Annotated in this window: 16 protein-coding genes; 2 read left to right on the top strand and 14 right to left on the bottom strand. The window is 53.2% G+C overall.

The window, feature by feature from the left end; genetic code table 11:
* Nucleotides 1-32: 32 nt before the first annotated feature.
* The 14 genes from Q3A88_RS11535 to trxA all read right to left on the bottom strand — a co-directional run bounded on the left by Q3A88_RS11535 (nucleotide 33) and on the right by trxA (nucleotide 14917).
* Nucleotides 33-188 (bottom strand): hypothetical protein, encoded by a 156-nt coding sequence (locus tag Q3A88_RS11535; protein WP_317177968.1) that lies wholly within the window; start codon nucleotides 186-188, stop codon nucleotides 33-35.
* The gene (gene wecG, locus Q3A88_RS11530; RefSeq protein WP_039522135.1) at nucleotides 157-906 is read right to left on the bottom strand and encodes a lipopolysaccharide N-acetylmannosaminouronosyltransferase; all 750 of its coding nucleotides are present in this window, start codon (nucleotides 904-906) and stop codon (nucleotides 157-159) included. Before wecG ends, Q3A88_RS11535 begins: the two co-directional genes overlap by 32 nt.
* Complete coding sequence (gene wzyE / locus Q3A88_RS11525) at nucleotides 903-2291, bottom strand: ECA oligosaccharide polymerase (RefSeq protein ID WP_039504653.1); 1389 nt, start codon at nucleotides 2289-2291, stop codon at nucleotides 903-905. Before wzyE ends, wecG begins: the two co-directional genes overlap by 4 nt.
* Nucleotides 2288-3373, bottom strand: coding sequence for a TDP-N-acetylfucosamine:lipid II N-acetylfucosaminyltransferase (locus Q3A88_RS11520; RefSeq protein ID WP_317177945.1), 1086 nt, complete (start codon nucleotides 3371-3373; stop codon nucleotides 2288-2290). The genes wzyE and Q3A88_RS11520 overlap by 4 nt, the downstream gene beginning before the upstream one ends.
* Nucleotides 3370-4620, bottom strand: a complete 1251-nt coding sequence (wzxE, locus tag Q3A88_RS11515; protein ID WP_317177944.1) for a lipid III flippase WzxE — start codon at nucleotides 4618-4620, stop codon at nucleotides 3370-3372. The genes Q3A88_RS11520 and wzxE overlap by 4 nt, the downstream gene beginning before the upstream one ends.
* A 1-nt stretch (nucleotide 4621) precedes the next feature.
* Nucleotides 4622-5752, bottom strand: coding sequence for a dTDP-4-amino-4,6-dideoxygalactose transaminase (gene rffA / locus Q3A88_RS11510; RefSeq protein WP_039498153.1), 1131 nt, complete (start codon nucleotides 5750-5752; stop codon nucleotides 4622-4624).
* Nucleotides 5753-5756: 4 nt separating this feature from the next.
* Nucleotides 5757-6488 carry a dTDP-4-amino-4,6-dideoxy-D-galactose acyltransferase gene (gene wecD, locus Q3A88_RS11505; protein WP_317177943.1) on the bottom strand — a complete coding sequence of 244 codons (732 nt, stop codon included), beginning with the start codon at nucleotides 6486-6488 and terminating at the stop codon, nucleotides 5757-5759.
* Nucleotides 6489-6525: 37 nt separating this feature from the next.
* The gene (gene rffG / locus Q3A88_RS11500) at nucleotides 6526-7599 is read right to left on the bottom strand and encodes a dTDP-glucose 4,6-dehydratase (protein WP_181025863.1); all 1074 of its coding nucleotides are present in this window, start codon (nucleotides 7597-7599) and stop codon (nucleotides 6526-6528) included.
* Nucleotides 7590-8852: a UDP-N-acetyl-D-mannosamine dehydrogenase gene (gene wecC, locus Q3A88_RS11495; protein WP_039516417.1), complete on the bottom strand. Its 1263-nt coding sequence runs from the start codon at nucleotides 8850-8852 to the stop codon at nucleotides 7590-7592. Before wecC ends, rffG begins: the two co-directional genes overlap by 10 nt.
* 285 nt (nucleotides 8853-9137) lie before the next feature.
* Nucleotides 9138-10268: a non-hydrolyzing UDP-N-acetylglucosamine 2-epimerase gene (gene wecB / locus Q3A88_RS11490; RefSeq protein WP_317177942.1), complete on the bottom strand. Its 1131-nt coding sequence runs from the start codon at nucleotides 10266-10268 to the stop codon at nucleotides 9138-9140.
* A gap of 67 nt (nucleotides 10269-10335) precedes the next feature.
* Nucleotides 10336-11382, bottom strand: coding sequence for an ECA polysaccharide chain length modulation protein (wzzE, locus tag Q3A88_RS11485; protein ID WP_039286255.1), 1047 nt, complete (start codon nucleotides 11380-11382; stop codon nucleotides 10336-10338).
* A 21-nt stretch (nucleotides 11383-11403) separates the two neighbouring features.
* Nucleotides 11404-12501, bottom strand: coding sequence for a UDP-N-acetylglucosamine--undecaprenyl-phosphate N-acetylglucosaminephosphotransferase (gene wecA / locus Q3A88_RS11480; RefSeq protein WP_094370123.1), 1098 nt, complete (start codon nucleotides 12499-12501; stop codon nucleotides 11404-11406).
* A 335-nt stretch (nucleotides 12502-12836) separates the two neighbouring features.
* Nucleotides 12837-14096, bottom strand: coding sequence for a transcription termination factor Rho (gene rho, locus Q3A88_RS11475; RefSeq protein ID WP_010283881.1), 1260 nt, complete (start codon nucleotides 14094-14096; stop codon nucleotides 12837-12839).
* A gap of 494 nt (nucleotides 14097-14590) precedes the next feature.
* On the bottom strand, nucleotides 14591-14917 hold the full coding sequence (trxA, locus tag Q3A88_RS11470; RefSeq protein WP_010283883.1) for a thioredoxin TrxA: 327 nt from the start codon (nucleotides 14915-14917) through the stop codon (nucleotides 14591-14593).
* Nucleotides 14918-15035: 118 nt separating this feature from the next.
* Between trxA and rhlB the strand changes: the two genes are divergently transcribed.
* The gene (gene rhlB / locus Q3A88_RS11465) at nucleotides 15036-16331 is read left to right on the top strand and encodes an ATP-dependent RNA helicase RhlB (protein ID WP_233989518.1); all 1296 of its coding nucleotides are present in this window, start codon (nucleotides 15036-15038) and stop codon (nucleotides 16329-16331) included.
* Nucleotides 16332-16337: 6 nt separating this feature from the next.
* A complete protein-coding gene (ppx, locus tag Q3A88_RS11460) occupies nucleotides 16338-17834 on the top strand; it encodes an exopolyphosphatase (protein ID WP_317177941.1) in 1497 nt (498 codons plus the stop codon).
* Nucleotides 17835-17837 lie beyond the last annotated feature (3 nt).

The raw sequence follows: 17837 nt of genomic DNA, 5'->3' as shown, positions 1-17837 counted from the left end.
ACACACAGTTCCGCCCTTCCCGCCCCCAAATACTACGACTTACTCCCTGTCAGCGACGTTTTTTTACCCAGTCCCAGCGCGAAATAACACAGGCTGACCACGGCTAAAAAGCCGATACCGACCAGTAAAGGCATCCGCGTATCGATATTAAAGAAGTTACAGGCGACCGCTGTAGTGGTAGGCGACATATTTCAACAGCTTAAACTGCCGAAAAATACGGCTCGGCTGGGACAGCAAACGATACAGCCATTCCAGTCCTAAGTTTTGCCACACGAGCGGGGCACGCTTCACATGCCCGGTAAAGACGTCATACGTTCCGCCCACGCCCATATACAGCGCATCGGGGTAGTGGTGACGACAGTCGCGCATCAGGATTTCCTGTCGTGGCGACCCCATCGCGACGGTAACAATTTGCGCACCGCTGGCGCGGATACGTTCGAACAGGGCATCGCGCTGCTCTGGCGCAAAATAGCCATCCTGACTGCCGACAATATTCACGTTCCACTGCGCCCGCAGTTTCGCTTCCGTTTGTGCTAACACATCAGGTTTGCCGCCCACCAGAAAAACCGGCGTTCCCTCCTTGCCCGCTCGTGCCATTAGCGCTTCCCACAGATCGGCGCCTGCAATCCGCGTGACGTCAGCCTGCGGGTATTTGCGCCGAATGGAGCGCACGATGCTGATGCCGTCCGCATACTTGTACTCTGCGCGATCGAGCAGCGCACGCAGCGCCACGTCTTTTTCCGCCGTCAGCACTTTCTCAGCATTAATCGCGACGAGCGTGCCTGTTTCAACCCGCTCGCCCGTAAACAGGTAATCAACAAACTGCGCCATATTGCGAAAGCCGTGAATGGGCAAACCACGAATGGTATACAGAGGAATGGTCTCTGTGGTTTTTAACGCTGTCATACCTGCTCCTTTATCACAGGATCCACGGTGTTGGGTGTCGGCGCGATCGGCGTGGCTCGCATACGCATCAGACGCTGCCGGATGAGTCCGGCGCTTTCCAGCAGCCAATAGAGCAGTTTGGCAACCAACAGACACAGACCAAATACCAGACAGAAAAACACCACACGTGAAACAAAAGAATCGACGCCTTCACGCGTCAGCACAATAATATTGAACACCGCCCCGAAGCAGAACGCCTGTAAAATAGCGGCCTTATAGCGATTGCTGTCGTTCTTCCCTAACTCGTACACCCAGTCGAACCACTTGATAACCAGCCCTACCGCAATCGCGCCAAGTGGGATAAACAGCACCCCGCCCATCACCACCAGCGAACCCAACAGCGTGGGGGAAATTGCCAGCCCAGAGCGGTTATTCAACACTTCCCAGGTAAAATAGTTCGCACTGTTTAACACCAAATTAGGGCGGTCCGGCCATAGCCAGGAGGGAATAAAGACGTAGAAATCACGGGCAATCGGTGCCAGCCCCTGGAATTCAATCTTGTCGTAGTTCTGCCACAGCAGCGCCAGATTTTCCCAAGGCGAGAAGGTGTCACGGGTTAAATAGAGGAACGTATAAAAGGCGTAATCACCGCTGACGTCCAATCCATAGCGCTTCAGCGCCAGCCAGAACATCCCGACAATCCCGAACGCACCAGCCGCAACCAGCATCCAGAGCGTAATCCAGCCGCGCACAATGCCAATAAACAGAAATAGAGCGAAGGCGATAATCACATTCGCACGCGTTCCGCCAACAATCACATACGTCAGCATCCCAAACGCGACCGTTCCGATGAGGAACATTATCCACGCACGTTGCGTCTGACGCAGGAAATACACCACCAGCATTGCCGGAATGAAGAAGTAGAAAAAGCGTTTCAACGCCACGCCGGATACATCGCTAGAGAATATCTGGCTGTAAGAACGCAGCTTAAACAACAAAAAGCCATTGTTGAGGAAGAAAATACCGACGGTGGCAACGGCAATCAGCGCCAACAGCAGCCAGGTCAGATTGGCTTCAACCCGGTTCACCGTCAGAAGTGGCGCACGTGGCGCGGAGGTTTTCTGACGTAGCCGCGTCTTATAGCTGACGTAATAGATCGCATAGAACGCCGTCGCAGACAGCATCGCCTGAAGCAGGAACTGCACGGGAACCACTTCAACGCCAAACCGGAACACCAGCACGCAGGTAAACGGAAAACCAAAATAGAACGTCAACAAATAGAGCAGGGAAAACAGCACGTTAAAATTAAAACGCACCCGCCGGAACTCCATCCAGGTCAGGCTCAGGATAAAGATGACTGAAATCAGGTAGACGACAAACAGCCCACCAAATTGCCCCAGCGTCATGTTGGTTCTCCCGTCGCCAACGCCAGCGCATCGCGCCAGCCTTGCAGATAATTAGGATTAAAGAACGCAATCTGTTGCTTATCGACTGACGCCAGTTGGCGCTGCGCTTCACGCACCAGCGCTTCATCCAATTCGTCACCGTAAAACAGTACGGGCAGCCCTTGTTCCGTCAGATCCTGCCAGAACGGATTTTGTCGGCTGATCACGAACGGCACACCAAACTGAATCAGCAGGCATAACGTCCCGATTCCCTGCTGGCGATCGAAAATAAAATAGCCCAAATCGCAGGTGCGCAACATGTTGAGATAATCATCAAACGCCAGTTGGTCTTTCAGCAGTTGGAAATTTTTCACGCCGAACAGCGCCAAACCGTCCTTTTCCACCTGCGCGATGTAGGATTCGTTATTCGCGGGATAGCCCATCGGTACAACGACCCGCACGTTTTTACCGAACTGCTTGTGAATCGCCCGCAGCGCTTCCTGATGGCGATTCGTGCGATCGCCAGAATTGCCGACCAGAATCGTCATCGGCCCTGCCAGCGGTTTATCCACCTGCATACCCGTGAGCGCCGGATCCATTCGCGTTGGGAAGTACAGCAATGACGTCGGCACGCGAGGTGAGCGCTGCTGATACCACGCCAGATCGCCACGCGTGGCAAACACGTGTCCGACACGCTTTTGCGCCATACGCCGCAGCAGATAAAACAGGCGATATTTCAGGCTGCTCGCCTCTTCATACAAATCCGCGCCCCAGACGTGCCAGTAAACCTGCTCGGATTTGATTTTTCCGCTCAGCAACGCCAGCCACAGCATGGGATTAAATTGCCCATGCAGGAAAAAGCGCATCTTGCGGTTCGCTTTGGCTCTGGCAATGACTGCCTCAGCCAGCGTTTTCTTATCCACGCAGGTTTCGATACGCAGCGCGGGGAAATCAGCCGATGAAATGCCGTCGCGGGACGCCACGATAAAATGCCGAATCTGCTGCTCGGGGAGTTCCGTCGCCAGTACGTCGTTAAAAAAACGTAAAACGGTCTGGTTATGATGCGGGATGTCAGATCCCAATACATGAATCAGTGTCGTCATGCTCGCCTACGGTAAATAATGAATACGCAACAACAAAGCAAAAAATAGACCAGGTAGGTTGCCATATAGGCCTGTGCCGCACCTTGTGCGCCATAAAGCGGAATCAGCCAGTGGGAAAAACCGGTCAGCAGGAGAAACTGGCTCACTTCCGTGAGCAGATAAAAGCGCAATGCCGCTTTCGCAATGACCAGATAGCCAAAGACGTAAGCGCCCACTTTCATTACATCGCCTACCAATTGCCAAACGAAGAGATCTCGCATTGCCGTGAACTCGCTGGAGAACAGCAGCCAGATGGCAAAATCTCGCAGCAGCCACACACAAAAGCTGACGCCTGCCACAACGGGCAGCACAAATTTCAGTGAGCGAACAATCTCCTGCGACAACGCAGCTTTATCCGTCAGACGCGAGAGTGTCGGCAACAAATACACGGTAAAGGAGGCGGTAATAAATTGCAGGTAAGCATCGGAAATACTGCTGACGCCCTGCCAAATACCCACTTCGTCCCAGCTGTAGTGTGCCGCCAGCAGGTTACGCATCATGATGTACGCAACGGGTAGCGTCACCGCCGTCATTAACGCCATCAGCGTAAATTTGCCCAACTGCCCGGCAATTGCGCGATCCCACGCTGGTTTTAGCGATATCAGCGACAGCGGAGTGCGCCGATATAGCATGATACCTGCTGGAATCACCAGCAGCGCGGGCACCAGCGCCAGCCCTGCCAGTGCGCCAACATAGCCGCCCAGTTGCAGGCAGAGCCAAAAGGCCGCCAGCCCGATCAGGCTGCCGCCGATCACAGCTAGCGCATTGCCTATCGCATCCCGATAGCCCTTGAGAATCGCCAGAAACAGGTTGGCATAGGCGATACCCATTTGGATAAATGCCAGCGCACGCACCACATCACGATAGTCATCATGCCCAAACAGCAGATTGGCGAGAGGCGTTGCTGCGGAAAGAAAAAGAATCGCCAACAGCGTGGAGAACCCCAGCACCAGCGTAACTGACGTACCGAGCAGCGGCCTGAGCCGTTCCGGCTGTTGCTGGTACTCCGCCACGTATTTGGTGACGCCGTTGAAGATCCCTGCGCCAGCTAATACGCCCAACACCGTAATCAACTGGCGGAAATTCCCTGCCATCCCCACGCCGCTGGGGCCAAAGGCAACCGCCAACAGTTTGACGACAACCAGCCCCGCGCCGATTTTTATCAGCGTGGATCCTGCCGTCCATATCGATGCTTTCGCCAACGACATATCAGGAGAAGAAGCTCAGAATGGTATTGATCACCGTCCGCTGATTGACGTCTGACAGGTTGTAGAACAGCGGTAAACGCACCAGCCGCTCGCTTTCCTGCGTGGTGTAGCGGTCTTCACCGGAGAAACAACCGAAGTTCAGACCGGCCGGGCAACTGTGCAGCGGGATATAATGAAAGACCGTCATGATTTCGGCTTCTTTCATGTAATTGATAAACGCACTGCGGTCGTCTTGATCGCGCAGTTTGATATAAAACATGTGCGCGTTGTGAATTCCATTGGCAGGCACGGTCGGCAGGGTAATACGCCCGGCATCGGCCAGCGATTTGAATGCCGCGTAGTAGTTCTGCCACAGTTTCAGACGGCGTTCGTTGATCGGCCGCGCCGCTTCCAGCTGTGCCCAGAGGTAGGCAGCCTGAATATCTGCCATCAGGTAGCTTGAACCAATATCCCGCCAGGTGTATTTATCCACCTGCCCACGGAAGAACTGGCTGCGGTTGGTGCCTTTTTCACGGATGATTTCCGCACGCTCCACCAGCCTTGCGTCATTAATCAACGTGGCTCCGCCCTCGCCGCCCGAGGTGTAGTTCTTGGTTTCGTGAAAGCTGAAGCAGCCGATGTGGCCGATAGAGCCCAGAACGCGGCCTTTGTAGCTCGACATCACGCCCTGCGCGGCATCTTCCACGACATATAAATCGTATTTCTTCGCCAGTGCCATAATCGCGTCCATCTCGCAAGCTACACCTGCGTAGTGAACTGGCACGATAATGCGCGTCTTTTCCGTAATGGCCGCTTCGATCTTCGTCTCATCAATGTTCATGGTATCCGGGCGGATATCGACAAACACGATCTTCGCACCGCGCAGCACAAAGGCGTTAGCGGTAGACACGAAGGTATAGCTCGGCATGATCACTTCATCGCCGGGCTTCACGTCCAGCAGGATAGCGGCCATCTCCAACGAAGCGGTGCAGGAAGGCGTGAGCAGGACTTTTTTGCTACCGGAATAATGTTCCAGCCACTGCTGACAGCGACGGGTAAACCCACCATCGCCGCACAATTTACCGCTGCTCATGGCAGCCTGCATATAATCTAGTTCTGTACCCACAACTGGTGGCGCATTAAATGGAATCATGTGATCACCTGTATAACCAATACGCCGTGCTCTCAATCGTGGCACCACGGCGAAGATAAAGACGAAGCGCCGCCACGTTGCTAACCTGTGTCGCGACCCGAAGACATATCAACTCTTGTTGTCGGCACCACGCTTCCGCCAGCGCCATCAGCTGTGAACCGATGCCACGTACCGTAACGCCCGGCCAAACGCCCAGTAGACCGATACGGGCATCCGAGTCATTCACTCTGCGCAGCGTGACCCACCCTTGTGGATTGCCCGCGGCATCTTCCACCAGCAAACAACAGTGGTCGAACGTACCGCGTACGGCATTCTCAATCCACTGCGCATAGAAACGCCCGCTATCCTCCGGTTGATACCAAGGAGAACGAAAACGGCTCAGCGCAAAAACACGTGACGCCGCGTCCCTTAGTGCAGGGATATCGTCGGGTGTAGCTTCCCGCCAGCGCGGTGGCGGCGTAACAACCGTCGTCCGTTGGAGCGGCAGACTGAGATCGACCTCGCCTTCAACCAATCGAAACCCAAGATCGGCAAGCGCATCTGCCAGCACCAGGTTGTCCGCTGCGATTTTAGCCTGCGTCGGCGTAAATGCGTTCAGCGCATCGAGCGTCAACGCAGGCGCAGAAGGCGAAAAATTCAGCTTACCGCTGTCAATCTGGAAGAATTCGTTCTCCCAGCCCAGCGGTTCAACCGTAGCGCGAACCTCTCCCTTTCCCATTGATATCGGATGGGTCATCGTTTCGCTCCTCTCTTTTCCGCCCTCAGACGCAGGTTTAATCGTTCAGCCCTAAACGTTCGCCGGCATAAGAACCATCCTGCACGCTGCGCCACCATTTTTCGTTATTCAGATACCAACTGACGGTTTTTCTCATGCCCGTCTCAAACGTTTCTTCTGGACGCCAGCCCAACTCACGTTCAATTTTCCCGGCATCGATCGCGTAACGCATGTCGTGGCCTGGTCGGTCTTTCACGTAGGTGATGAGATCGCGGTAATGTTCCACACCAGCGGGCTTATTCGGTGCCAGCTCTTCCAGCAGCGCGCAAATGGTCTGCACGACTTCAATGTTTTTGCGCTCGTTGTGACCACCGATGTTATATGTCTCGCCGATTTCGCCTTCCGTCACCACTTTGTACAGTGCGCGAGCGTGGTCTTCGACAAACAGCCAGTCACGGATTTGCGCGCCGTCACCGTAAACCGGTAAAGGTTTGCCCGCGACCGCATTCAGGATCACCAGCGGAATCAGCTTCTCTGGGAAATGGTAAGGACCGTAGTTATTCGAGCAGTTGGTGATAACCGTCGGGAACCCGTAGGTGCGCAGCCAGGCGCGAACAAGGTGGTCGCTGGAGGCTTTCGATGCGGAATAGGGGCTGCTTGGCGCATAAGGCGTGGTTTCTGTAAACAGATCGTCCGTCCCGTGCAGGTCACCAAACACTTCATCGGTAGAGATATGGTGAAAACGGAATGCGCGCTTGTCCGCATCAGCCAGGTTTTGCCAATAGTGACGTGCCGCTTCCAGCATCGTATAGGTGCCGACAATATTGGTTTCGATAAACGCCGCCGGGCCATCGATAGAGCGGTCGACGTGGCTTTCTGCCGCCAAATGCATCACCAGCGCGGGCTGGTAAGCGGTAAAGACACGGTCCAATTCAGCACGATCGCAAATATCAACCTGCTCGAAGGCGAAGCGTGAGCTATCAGCAACGGGGGCCAGAGAAGACAGGTTCCCTGCATAGGTCAGCTTATCGACAACGACGACGCTGTCCTGCGTTTCCGTCAGAATGTATCTGACCAACGCTGAACCAATAAACCCTGCTCCGCCGGTAATTAAAATACGTTTCAACGCCATACTCCTTTGGTATCAATAACCCACTGCTGTTTCACATCTTCTGGGTTAATCGCTTTAAACTGACGGTGGTCGACCAGCATGACCAGCACATCGGCTTCTTTTAATGCACTGCTGGTATCGACCAGTTTCACCTGTCCGGCCAACACGGACGGCAGGTGTTTGACATTTGGTTCGACGGCTAACGTCACGCCGGTATTCCACTGTGCAATCATGGACGTAATCCCTACTGCGGGGCTTTCGCGCAGATCGTCAATGTCGGGCTTGAACGCCAACCCAAAGCAGGCCACCGTGACCTCGCTGGCGCGTTTATCCGTTTGTGCCAGGTAATCCGCCACGGCCGCTTTGACGCGATCCACCACCCAGAGCGGCTTGCCATCGTTCACCAGTCTGGCGGTATGAATCAACCGGGCCTGCTGCGGATTCTGCGCCACGATAAACCAGGGGTCGACCGCAATACAGTGCCCACCGACGCCAGGGCCGGGTTGCAGGATATTGACGCGGGGATGACGGTTTGCCAATCGGATAAGTTCCCATACGTTAATGTTTTGTTCGGCACAAATCAGCGAGAGCTCATTGGCGAAAGCAATATTGACGTCGCGGAAGCTGTTTTCCGTCAGCTTGCACATTTCGGCGGTGCGGGAGTTAGTAACCACACACTCACCTTCGAGGAAGATTTTGTACAGTTCGCTCGCGCGAGCAGAGCATACCGGGGTCATGCCGCCAATGACGCGATCGTTTTTAATCAGTTCGACCACGACCTGCCCTGGCAGAACGCGTTCAGGACAATAGGCTATGTTGATATCCGCCGTTTCCCCAACCTGCTGCGGAAACGTCAAGTCCGCTCGCGCCTCGGCCAACCACTCGGCCATTTGCTCGGTTGCACCTACGGGGGATGTCGATTCCAGAATCACCAGATCGCCTTTCTTCAGAACAGGCGCGATGGATGCCGCAGCCGCCTGAACGTAGGCCAGATCGGGTTCGTGATCGCCTTTGAATGGGGTAGGAACGGCGATCAGGAAAGCGTCGGCTGGCACAGGCTTTGTCAGCGCCTGAAGGTAACCATTTTCCACTGCCACTTTGACCAACGCATCCAGATCGGGCTCGACGATATGGATTTCGCCGCGATTAATGGTTTCGACCGCCAGTTTGTTCACATCGATACCGATGACTTTTTTCTGGCGCGACGCAAACGCCGCGGCGGTGGGTAAACCGATGTAGCCCAAACCGATTACGGAAATGGTAGTAAAGCTCATAGTGTCACCTGATAATTTTTATGTCGGGCCGTCGCAAGGCGACGTTCAATTTTCGAGCGTTGATGGATGCATTGAGCGGAGATAATGGATAGATCGTAAAGACGCTGTGAATACATCCCTGTACGCTCGGATTGCGCCATCCATGGCGCAAACGCTTTACTCTTCTATCCCATTATCTCCGTTTACACTCTGTCAATCAGCTATTCTCAGCCCAAAAATACACTTAGCGATTTTTTATGTCGGGCTATCCCTGCCCGACCCCCTTCGGATCGTCGCAAGCGACGTTTAAAATCGCTCCTGGCGATTTTTTAAAGCATCAACGATGCGTTGACAGGCTTGTCCATCGCCATAAGGATTATGGGCGCGACTCATTGCCTGATACGCTTCTTCATCCGTCAACAGCGTAGATACCGCATCGACAATGCTGGTTACTTCTGTCCCTACCAGCTTGACCGTACCGGCTTCCACCGCCTCCGGCCGCTCTGTCGTATCACGCATCACCAATACGGGCTTGCCTAACGACGGCGCTTCTTCCTGAATGCCGCCAGAGTCGGTCAAAATCATGTAAGAACGATTCATCAAATATACGAAAGGCAGATAGTCCTGCGGCGCAATCAGCATCACATTATCAATGCCGCTCAGGATGCGATTCACCGGTTCGCTGACGTTAGGATTCAAGTGAACCGGATACACAATTTGTACTTCAGGGTGTCGACGGGCAATGTCGGCCAGCGCGCTGCAAATGCGCTCGAAGCCGCCGCCAAAACTTTCGCGGCGGTGCCCGGTAACCAGAATCAGCTTCTTGTTATCGTCCAAAAAGGCATATTTTTCGTCAAGGCTGCAGCGTAACGCGGAATCCCCGAGAATACGATCGCGCACCCAGAACAGCGCATCAATCACCGTATTACCCGTCACAAAGATATGTCGGTCAGACAGATGCTCACGCAGTAAATTTTGGCGAGAATTTTCCGTTGGGGCGAAATGGTACATCGCCAAATGTCCGGTCAGTTTGCGGTTAGCCTCTTCCGGCCAGGGCGAGTACAGATTGCCAGTACGCAATCCCGCTTCTACATGGCCGACGGGGATACGCTGATAAAAAGCCGCCAGACTGGTTGCCAACGTCGTGGTGGTATCGCCGTGCACCAACACCAAATCCGGTTTGAACTCCGCCATAACGGGTTCAAGTCCTGATAAAATCCGGCAGGATATCTCACTGAGTCCCTGTCCCGGTCGCATAATATCCAGATCGTAATCCGGCGTAATATCGAACAAACGCAGCACCTGATCCAGCATCTCCCGGTGCTGGGCTGTTACGCAAATTCTCGATTCAAAGGCTCCATCCTGAGCCAGGGCATGAACCAGCGGTGCCATTTTTATGGCTTCCGGCCGGGTGCCGAAAACAGTCAATACTTTCACATTGAATCTCTTTAATCAGGTTAGACGCAGACGCTCGCTGAGCATCAGACGCGAATCAGCAAGCTGGTTAGCGCGGACGGCGAGCCAAGGCAACACCCGCGCCGACGAGCGCACCAATCGCACCCCACATCACCATCAGGAATGCCCGGCGTGGGCTATCACGCTTCACCGGCTCTTCCGGCGTACGCAAATAACGATACGTCTGGAAACTGGCCTCAAGCGTTGGGCCAACGTTCAGCGTCGCCAACATCGCGCGATTTTGATCGTAATCCAGTTCGTAGTGGGGGCCGCTGGTCTGCAATGTTTCCAGTCGGGCTTGAAGCATCGGCCTGCCAAGCAGGAACATTTCCGATGCGGGGATTTCGTCTGCCGGCGTATCCGTCTGGCTGCGGCTAATACCTTGCTGCTGGGCGATTTTCAACGCCAGCTCAACGCTGCGGACTTCGCGATCGTAAATCGCTTTTGCTACCGCTTCCTGACGCTTGATCTGCGACTTCATGAAGATAGTTCTGGCAGCCCAGGCACCCTTAATTTCTTCATTCAGGTGACTGGCTGCACGCTGGCTGGCAAAAGCCACATACTGACGAAGCAACGTGTTGGAATCTTTAGAGGTTTCTGCCACCAGTTTCACGGAATCATTGGTCTTTTTCCCGTCGTCTCGCGGCGTAAACTGAATGTTGTTAACCAATTCATCGAGCAGAGCCGCATCGGCTTTTTCATCGCCTTCCAGACGCTGCTTATAATAGTCGGTCTGCAACCAGAAATCGCGGCGGGTATCGTAAGCCGCTAATTGCATGATGAACTCGTCATAAGCATCGGCCGAAATAGACGGTTGTTCTGGCTGAGGCGCGGAAAAAGAACGGGCGTCGAGGTTACGCAGGAATTGCTGCTGCGAATAATACCCACCCAGCATATTGACCGTCGGCTTGTCGGTAATCGCTGTCGCGCTCCACTCCTGTTTAACAAGATAGGAATAACCCAGTGCCACAACGGCAAAAAGCAGACCGATTGCTATCGGCCACACCTTTCCACGCCACAACAGGCGAAATAAACCACGGATATCCAGTTCGTTATCAATCAACGCATTCCCGGTAGACAAGTTCTCTGATTTCATTACTTCCCCAAAATTATTTGGTCAGGATGACTGCTTTTGCTCATCAGAATGCCGCATACGGCGTTTGATTCGCTTGATAAAACGGGCGACCCGCCATGCTCGTTTCAGGCAGTAGCCATACAGCAGAAATGCAAGCAAGAATAATGCCAACATAAACCATTCGGGTATAAAAAAGAAATATTCTCCCAACACACCGACCGCGGCCAACAAGGCGGCAGCAAGCGTAATCAGCACAAACGCCTGACGGGAAGAGAAGCCAGCCCGCATCATTAAATGATGGATATGCTGTCGGTCAGGCGAGAACGGGCTCATCCCTTTACGCAAGCGCCGATACATGATGGCGATCATATCGATCAGCGGGATAGCGATGATCCACAGTGCCGTAACCGGATTAATCGGATGCTGCGGGCCTTGCGTTGTTTGAATCAGGAGCCAGATGGCCGTGAAGCCAATCATCGTGCTACCCGCATCGCCCATGAACACCTTGTAGCGAGGTCCAAACATGCCGAGGTTAAGCAGAATATAAGGCAACGTCGCCGCAATCATGGCGAAACACCACAATGCCAGATTCGTATGGCCGCTCAGGTACAGCAAAATCCCCATCGCCCCAAATGAGACGCTGGACAACCCGCCGAGCAATCCATCGATCCCGTCCACCATATTGAACGCATTAATTGCCGCCCAAACCGCAAACAGCGTGACCAGATAGCCAAACGGCCCCAGCCCCATCTGCCACGGACCGAAAATGAATCCCAGGTTATGTATCGTCAAGCCGGCGAAAGCCATCATCACCACGGCAACAAACGCCTGCACAACGGCACGAATTTTCACACTGATATCAAAACGATCGTCCAGCATGCCGATAAACACCAGCACACCCGCGCACAGCAGGTAAAGACGGAAGTTGGGAATATATTGATCGGTAATGAAGTAGGTAAAGCAGATACCCGCATACACGGAGATACCACCAACCAGAGGGACAAGACCCCGATGGCGTTTACGGTAATTGGGACGATCGACAAGCCCTATTTTACCCGCGATGCTGCGAGCAAAAAAAAGAAAGCCCAGAGAAAACAAGAAAATAAATAGTAATTCGGTACTCATAGTGAGTAAGTTCACCGTTAACAGCTGCGCTGTAGCTGTTCAGTATAGACTCGGTTTACGCCTTATATCCTATCGCCCACGTTGATCGCCAGTACAAATTGAGTGATAACCGAGACTTCCTGGTAGAAAGCCCCTTCACATCCGATCAATTAGGGGATAAAAAAACGCCACGACCCAGCGTGGCGTTCCCCGAGTTATCCGTAATGTACCCGTCATACTTCAAGCCGCATGTGCGTTGGCTTCCCTTACTCACCCCAGTCACTTACTGATGTAAGCTCCTGGGGATTCGTGCGCTTGCCGTCTTCCTGCAACTCGAATTATTTAGGGTATATATAGATGAACGCCCGGATTTATGAACGTTTCATCATATCGAAGAATTCATCGTTGGTTTTCGTCATCGCCAACTTGTTGATGAGGAATTCCATCGCGTCGATCTCACCCATTGGGTGGATGATCTTGCGTAGAATCCACATCTTCTGCAATTCTTCAGAGGTGGTAAGCAGTTCTTCTTTACGCGTACCGGAACGGTTGTAGTCAATCGCCGGGAACACGCGTTTTTCTGCGATTTTACGCGCAAGGTGCAGTTCCATATTACCTGTACCTTTAAATTCTTCGTAAATCACTTCGTCCATCTTAGAACCGGTATCAACCAACGCGGTGGCGATGATGGTCAGGCTACCGCCTTCCTCAACGTTACGCGCCGCACCGAAGAAACGCTTCGGACGATGCAGGGCGTTGGCATCCACACCACCGGTCAACACTTTGCCCGAAGCCGGAACCACGGTGTTGTAGGCACGCGCCAGACGGGTAATGGAGTCCAGCAGGATGATAACGTCTTTCTTATGCTCAACCAGACGCTTTGCCTTTTCGATCACCATTTCGGCAACCTGAACGTGACGGGAAGCTGGCTCGTCAAACGTTGACGCTACCACTTCACCTTTCACCAGACGCTGCATCTCGGTAACTTCTTCCGGACGTTCGTCAATCAGCAGCACCATCAGCACGCAGTCAGGATGGTTGTAAGCGATGCTCTGTGCGATGTTCTGCAGCAGCATGGTTTTACCCGCTTTTGGCGGTGCAACGATCAGACCACGTTGACCACGGCCGATCGGCGAAGCCAGATCCAGCACACGCGCCGTCAGATCTTCTGTCGAACCGTTACCCCGTTCCATACGCAGACGAGAGTTTGCGTGCAGCGGCGTTAAGTTTTCGAACAGGATCTTGTTGCGGGCGTTTTCAGGTTTGTCGTAGTTGACTTCGTTAACTTTCAGCAGCGCAAAGTAGCGTTCACCTTCTTTCGGCGGACGAATCTTGCCAGAAATGGTGTCACCAGTGCGGAGGTTAAAACGGCGGATTTGGCTGGGAGAAACGTAGATATCATCGGGGCCTGCGAGGTAGGAGCTGTCTGCGGAGCGGAGAAAGCCGAAGCCATCCTGCAATATCTCCAGCACACCATCGCCGAAAATATCCTCGCCGCTTTTGGCATGCTGTTTCAGAATAGCGAAGATAATATCCTGTTTGCGCATGCGGGCCTGGTTTTCCAGTCCCATATTTTCGCCAAGAGTAATTAACTCAGAAACTGGCGTATTCTTTAATTCGGTAAGATTCATAGTGGTGGGTTCTTTAACTCGGGGTAAATCTCGAACTATAACGTGAATGGTATGGCAGGATCATCCGTGCCTCTATAACAGCCTTCAACCACCGGATTCCTGTCTGGTTTCACACCTGAAGCGCATTACATCCGCGCAAAACAACATCCGCATAAACGATATCCGCATAAATCAACGGCAGGAGATCGAAGACACATAAAACCAATTATTGTAAAACTAGCAGACTGCCCAAATCGGATCACAAACGTGTTGTAAAACAATCGTCTTGTAGAACAATTACCTTGTAAAACAACGATTTTTTCGATTTCGACACAGAATAATGCTTTAGACTCTAACTTTCAGGCTTAAGCCTAAGGGCTTAAACATAGGCAAGTACGATATGCAGTGATGAAGAATCTAACACGCTTCCCGACGAGCGGCAAGCAGTCAATATGAGAATTACATATTGCCCAATTGCGCCCGCCGGCGACACCCTTTTTAGGGTATCAAGCTAATTACAGATTCGCCGTCAGGAACTCTTTCAGTTGCCCTTTCGACAGTGCGCCGACTTTCGTCGCAGCGACTTCGCCGTTTTTAAACAGCAGCAGAGTAGGAATGCCACGGATACCATATTTCGGCGCAGTAGCCGGATTTTCATCAATGTTCAGCTTGGTAACCGTCAGTTTACCTTCAAACTCTTCAGCAATTTCATCCAGAATAGGAGCGATCATTTTGCAAGGACCACACCACTCAGCCCAGAAATCAACCAAGATAGCGCCCTCAGCTTGCAATACTTTCGTGCCGAAGCTGTCATCAGTCAGGTGAATTATTTTATCGCTCATATTTTACTCCGCAGGATTATTTCTACCTTGTTGGTGTAGCATTAACCAACAACGGCTTGACTTTATTTCACCGGATACGCTTTCGTAAAGCAATAGTTAGCTGATATTCTACCACACTATGAGCAAAACACACTTAACTGAACAGAAGTTTTCCGACTTCGCCCTGCACCCGCAGGTTATTGAAGCTCTTGAAAGTAAAGGGTTTCATAACTGTACGCCTATTCAGGCGTTAGCTCTGCCATTGGCTCTGTCAGGGCGTGATGTTGCGGGTCAGGCGCAAACCGGTACCGGCAAGACGCTGGCTTTTCTCGCGTCTACTTTCCATTATCTGCTTTCACACCCTGCAAACGCAGAGCGTCAGACCAATCAGCCACGTGCCTTAATTATGGCACCAACCCGTGAACTGGCTGTCCAGATTCACTCTGATGCAGAAGCGCTGTCTCATGCAACTGGGCTAAAATTAGGTTTAGCCTACGGTGGCGACGGCTACGACAAACAGCTTAAAGTGCTGGAAAGCGGCGTTGATATTCTGATCGGCACCACCGGTCGTCTGATCGATTATGCCAAGCAGAACCACATCAATCTGGGCGCGATTCAGGTCGTCGTGCTGGACGAAGCAGATCGCATGTACGATCTCGGCTTCATCAAAGACATTCGCTGGCTATTCCGCCGCATGCCCGCAGCGGCACAGCGCCTGAACATGCTCTTTTCCGCTACGCTCTCCTACCGGGTGCGTGAACTCGCGTTTGAACAGATGAATAACGCCGAGTATGTGGAAGTGGAACCGGAACAGAAAACCGGCCACCGCATTAAAGAAGAACTGTTTTATCCATCCAACGAAGAAAAAATGCGCCTGCTCCAGACACTGCTGGAAGAAGAGTGGCCGGACCGCTGCATTATTTTTGCGAATACCAAGCATCGCTGTGAAGACATCTGGGGCCATCTGGCTGCCGATGGCCATCGCGTTGGGCTGCTGACGGGCGACGTCGCACAGAAAAAACGCCTGCGTATTCTGGAAGAATTTACCCAGGGTAATCTGGATATTCTGGTGGCAACGGACGTTGCAGCACGCGGTTTGCACATTCCTTCTGTAACCCACGTTTTTAACTACGATCTGCCGGATGACTGCGAAGACTACGTTCACCGTATTGGCCGTACGGGCCGTGCGGGACAAAGCGGATTCTCTATCAGTCTGGCCTGTGAAGAGTACGCGCTGAACCTTCCGGCTATCGAAACCTATATCGGTCACGGAATCCCAGTCAGCAAATACAACAGTGACGCGCTGATGAATGATTTACCTGCGCCGAAACGTTTAACACGTCCACCGCGTTCCAATAATGGCCCGCGCCGACATAATGCGCCACGCCGCAGCGGCAGCGGAGCGCCCCGTAATAACCGTAAACGAGCGGACTAACCGTCGATGCTGAGCTCTTCTTCACTTTACGCTGCCATCGATCTCGGCTCGAACAGCTTCCATATGCTGGTCACCCGGGAAACCGCAGGCAGCATTCAGACGCTGGCGAAAATAAAGCGTAAAGTCCGCCTTGCGGCAGGGCTGGATAAACAGAATCGGCTCTCGCAGGAAGCGATGCAGCGTGGCTGGCAGTGTCTACAACTGTTCTCCGAACGGTTGCAGGACATTCCGCAGGATCAGGTGCGCGTTGTCGCGACAGCCACCCTGCGACTGGCAACGAACGCTGACGAATTTCTGCAACGGGCTCAGGAAATTCTGGGCTTGCCGATTCAGGTTATCAGCGGTGAAGAAGAAGCACGCTTGATTTATCAAGGTGTGGCACATACGACAGGCGGCCCGGATGCGCGTCTGGTCGTGGATATTGGCGGTGGCAGTACCGAACTGGCAACGGGAATCGGCGCAAAAACGACTCAGTTGATCAGCCTTCCGATGGGATGCGTAACGTGGCTGGATCGCTATTTCAGTGACCGCAATCTGGAAGCCGGTAACTTTGAACGCGCTGAACAGGCGGCGCGTGAAATGTTGCGCCCTGTTGCGGCCTCTCTGCGTGAGCAGGGTTGGCAAATCTGCGTCGGCGCTTCCGGCACAGTCCAGGCGCTACAGGAAATTATGGTCGCGCAGGGAATGGATGAATACATTACTCTGCCGAAGCTCAGACAGCTTAAAGAGCATGCGATTCAATGCGATAAGCTGGAAGAATTGGAAATTGATGGCCTGACGCTGGAACGCGCGCTGGTTTTCCCCAGCGGATTAGCCATTCTGCTGGCGATCTTCCAGGAGCTCGACATCAAAACGATGACGCTGGCCGGAGGCGCGCTGCGTGAAGGACTGGTCTATGGCATGCTGAATCTGCCCGTCGACCAGGATATTCGTCACCGTACGTTAGCAACGCTGCAACGCCGTTATCTGCTGGATACCGAACAGGCTAAACGCGTTAGTGCATTGGCGGACAACTTTCTGCAACAGGTTGCCCGTGACTGGCAGTTAGATAGTCGATGTCGCGAGTTACTGCGCAGCGCCTGTCTGGTACACGAAATCGGTTTAAGCATCGATTTTCGCCAGTCGCCTCACCATGCAGGCTATTTGATTCGCCATAGCGATCTCCCCGGCTTTACGCCCGCCCAGAAAAAGCTGTTAGCGACACTCCTGCAAAACCAGATTAACCCTGTCGATTTAATGCCGCTCAGTCAGCAAAATGCGCTGCCGGTCAATCAGGCACAGCGCCTGTGCCGCCTGTTGCGTCTGGCTATTATTTTTGCCAGCCGCCGCCGTGATGACACGCTGCCAGCCGTACGATTACGCGTAGAAGGCGAAGCGTTACGTTTGATTCTGCCTGCTGGCTGGCTGGCTCAGCACCCGTTACGGGCAGAAATGTTGGAACAGGAAAGCCGCTGGCAGAGCTACGTACACTGGCCGCTGATGCTGGAAGAAACCACAGCTTAACGG

This window comes from Pectobacterium sp. HCp5_1 (genome assembly GCF_032905925.1).
In the GTDB taxonomy this organism is placed as follows: Bacteria; Pseudomonadota; Gammaproteobacteria; order Enterobacterales; family Enterobacteriaceae; genus Pectobacterium; species Pectobacterium brasiliense_A.
The sequence above is the reverse complement of the archived record's forward strand: the minus strand, read 5'-3'. Positions and strand labels throughout refer to the sequence as shown.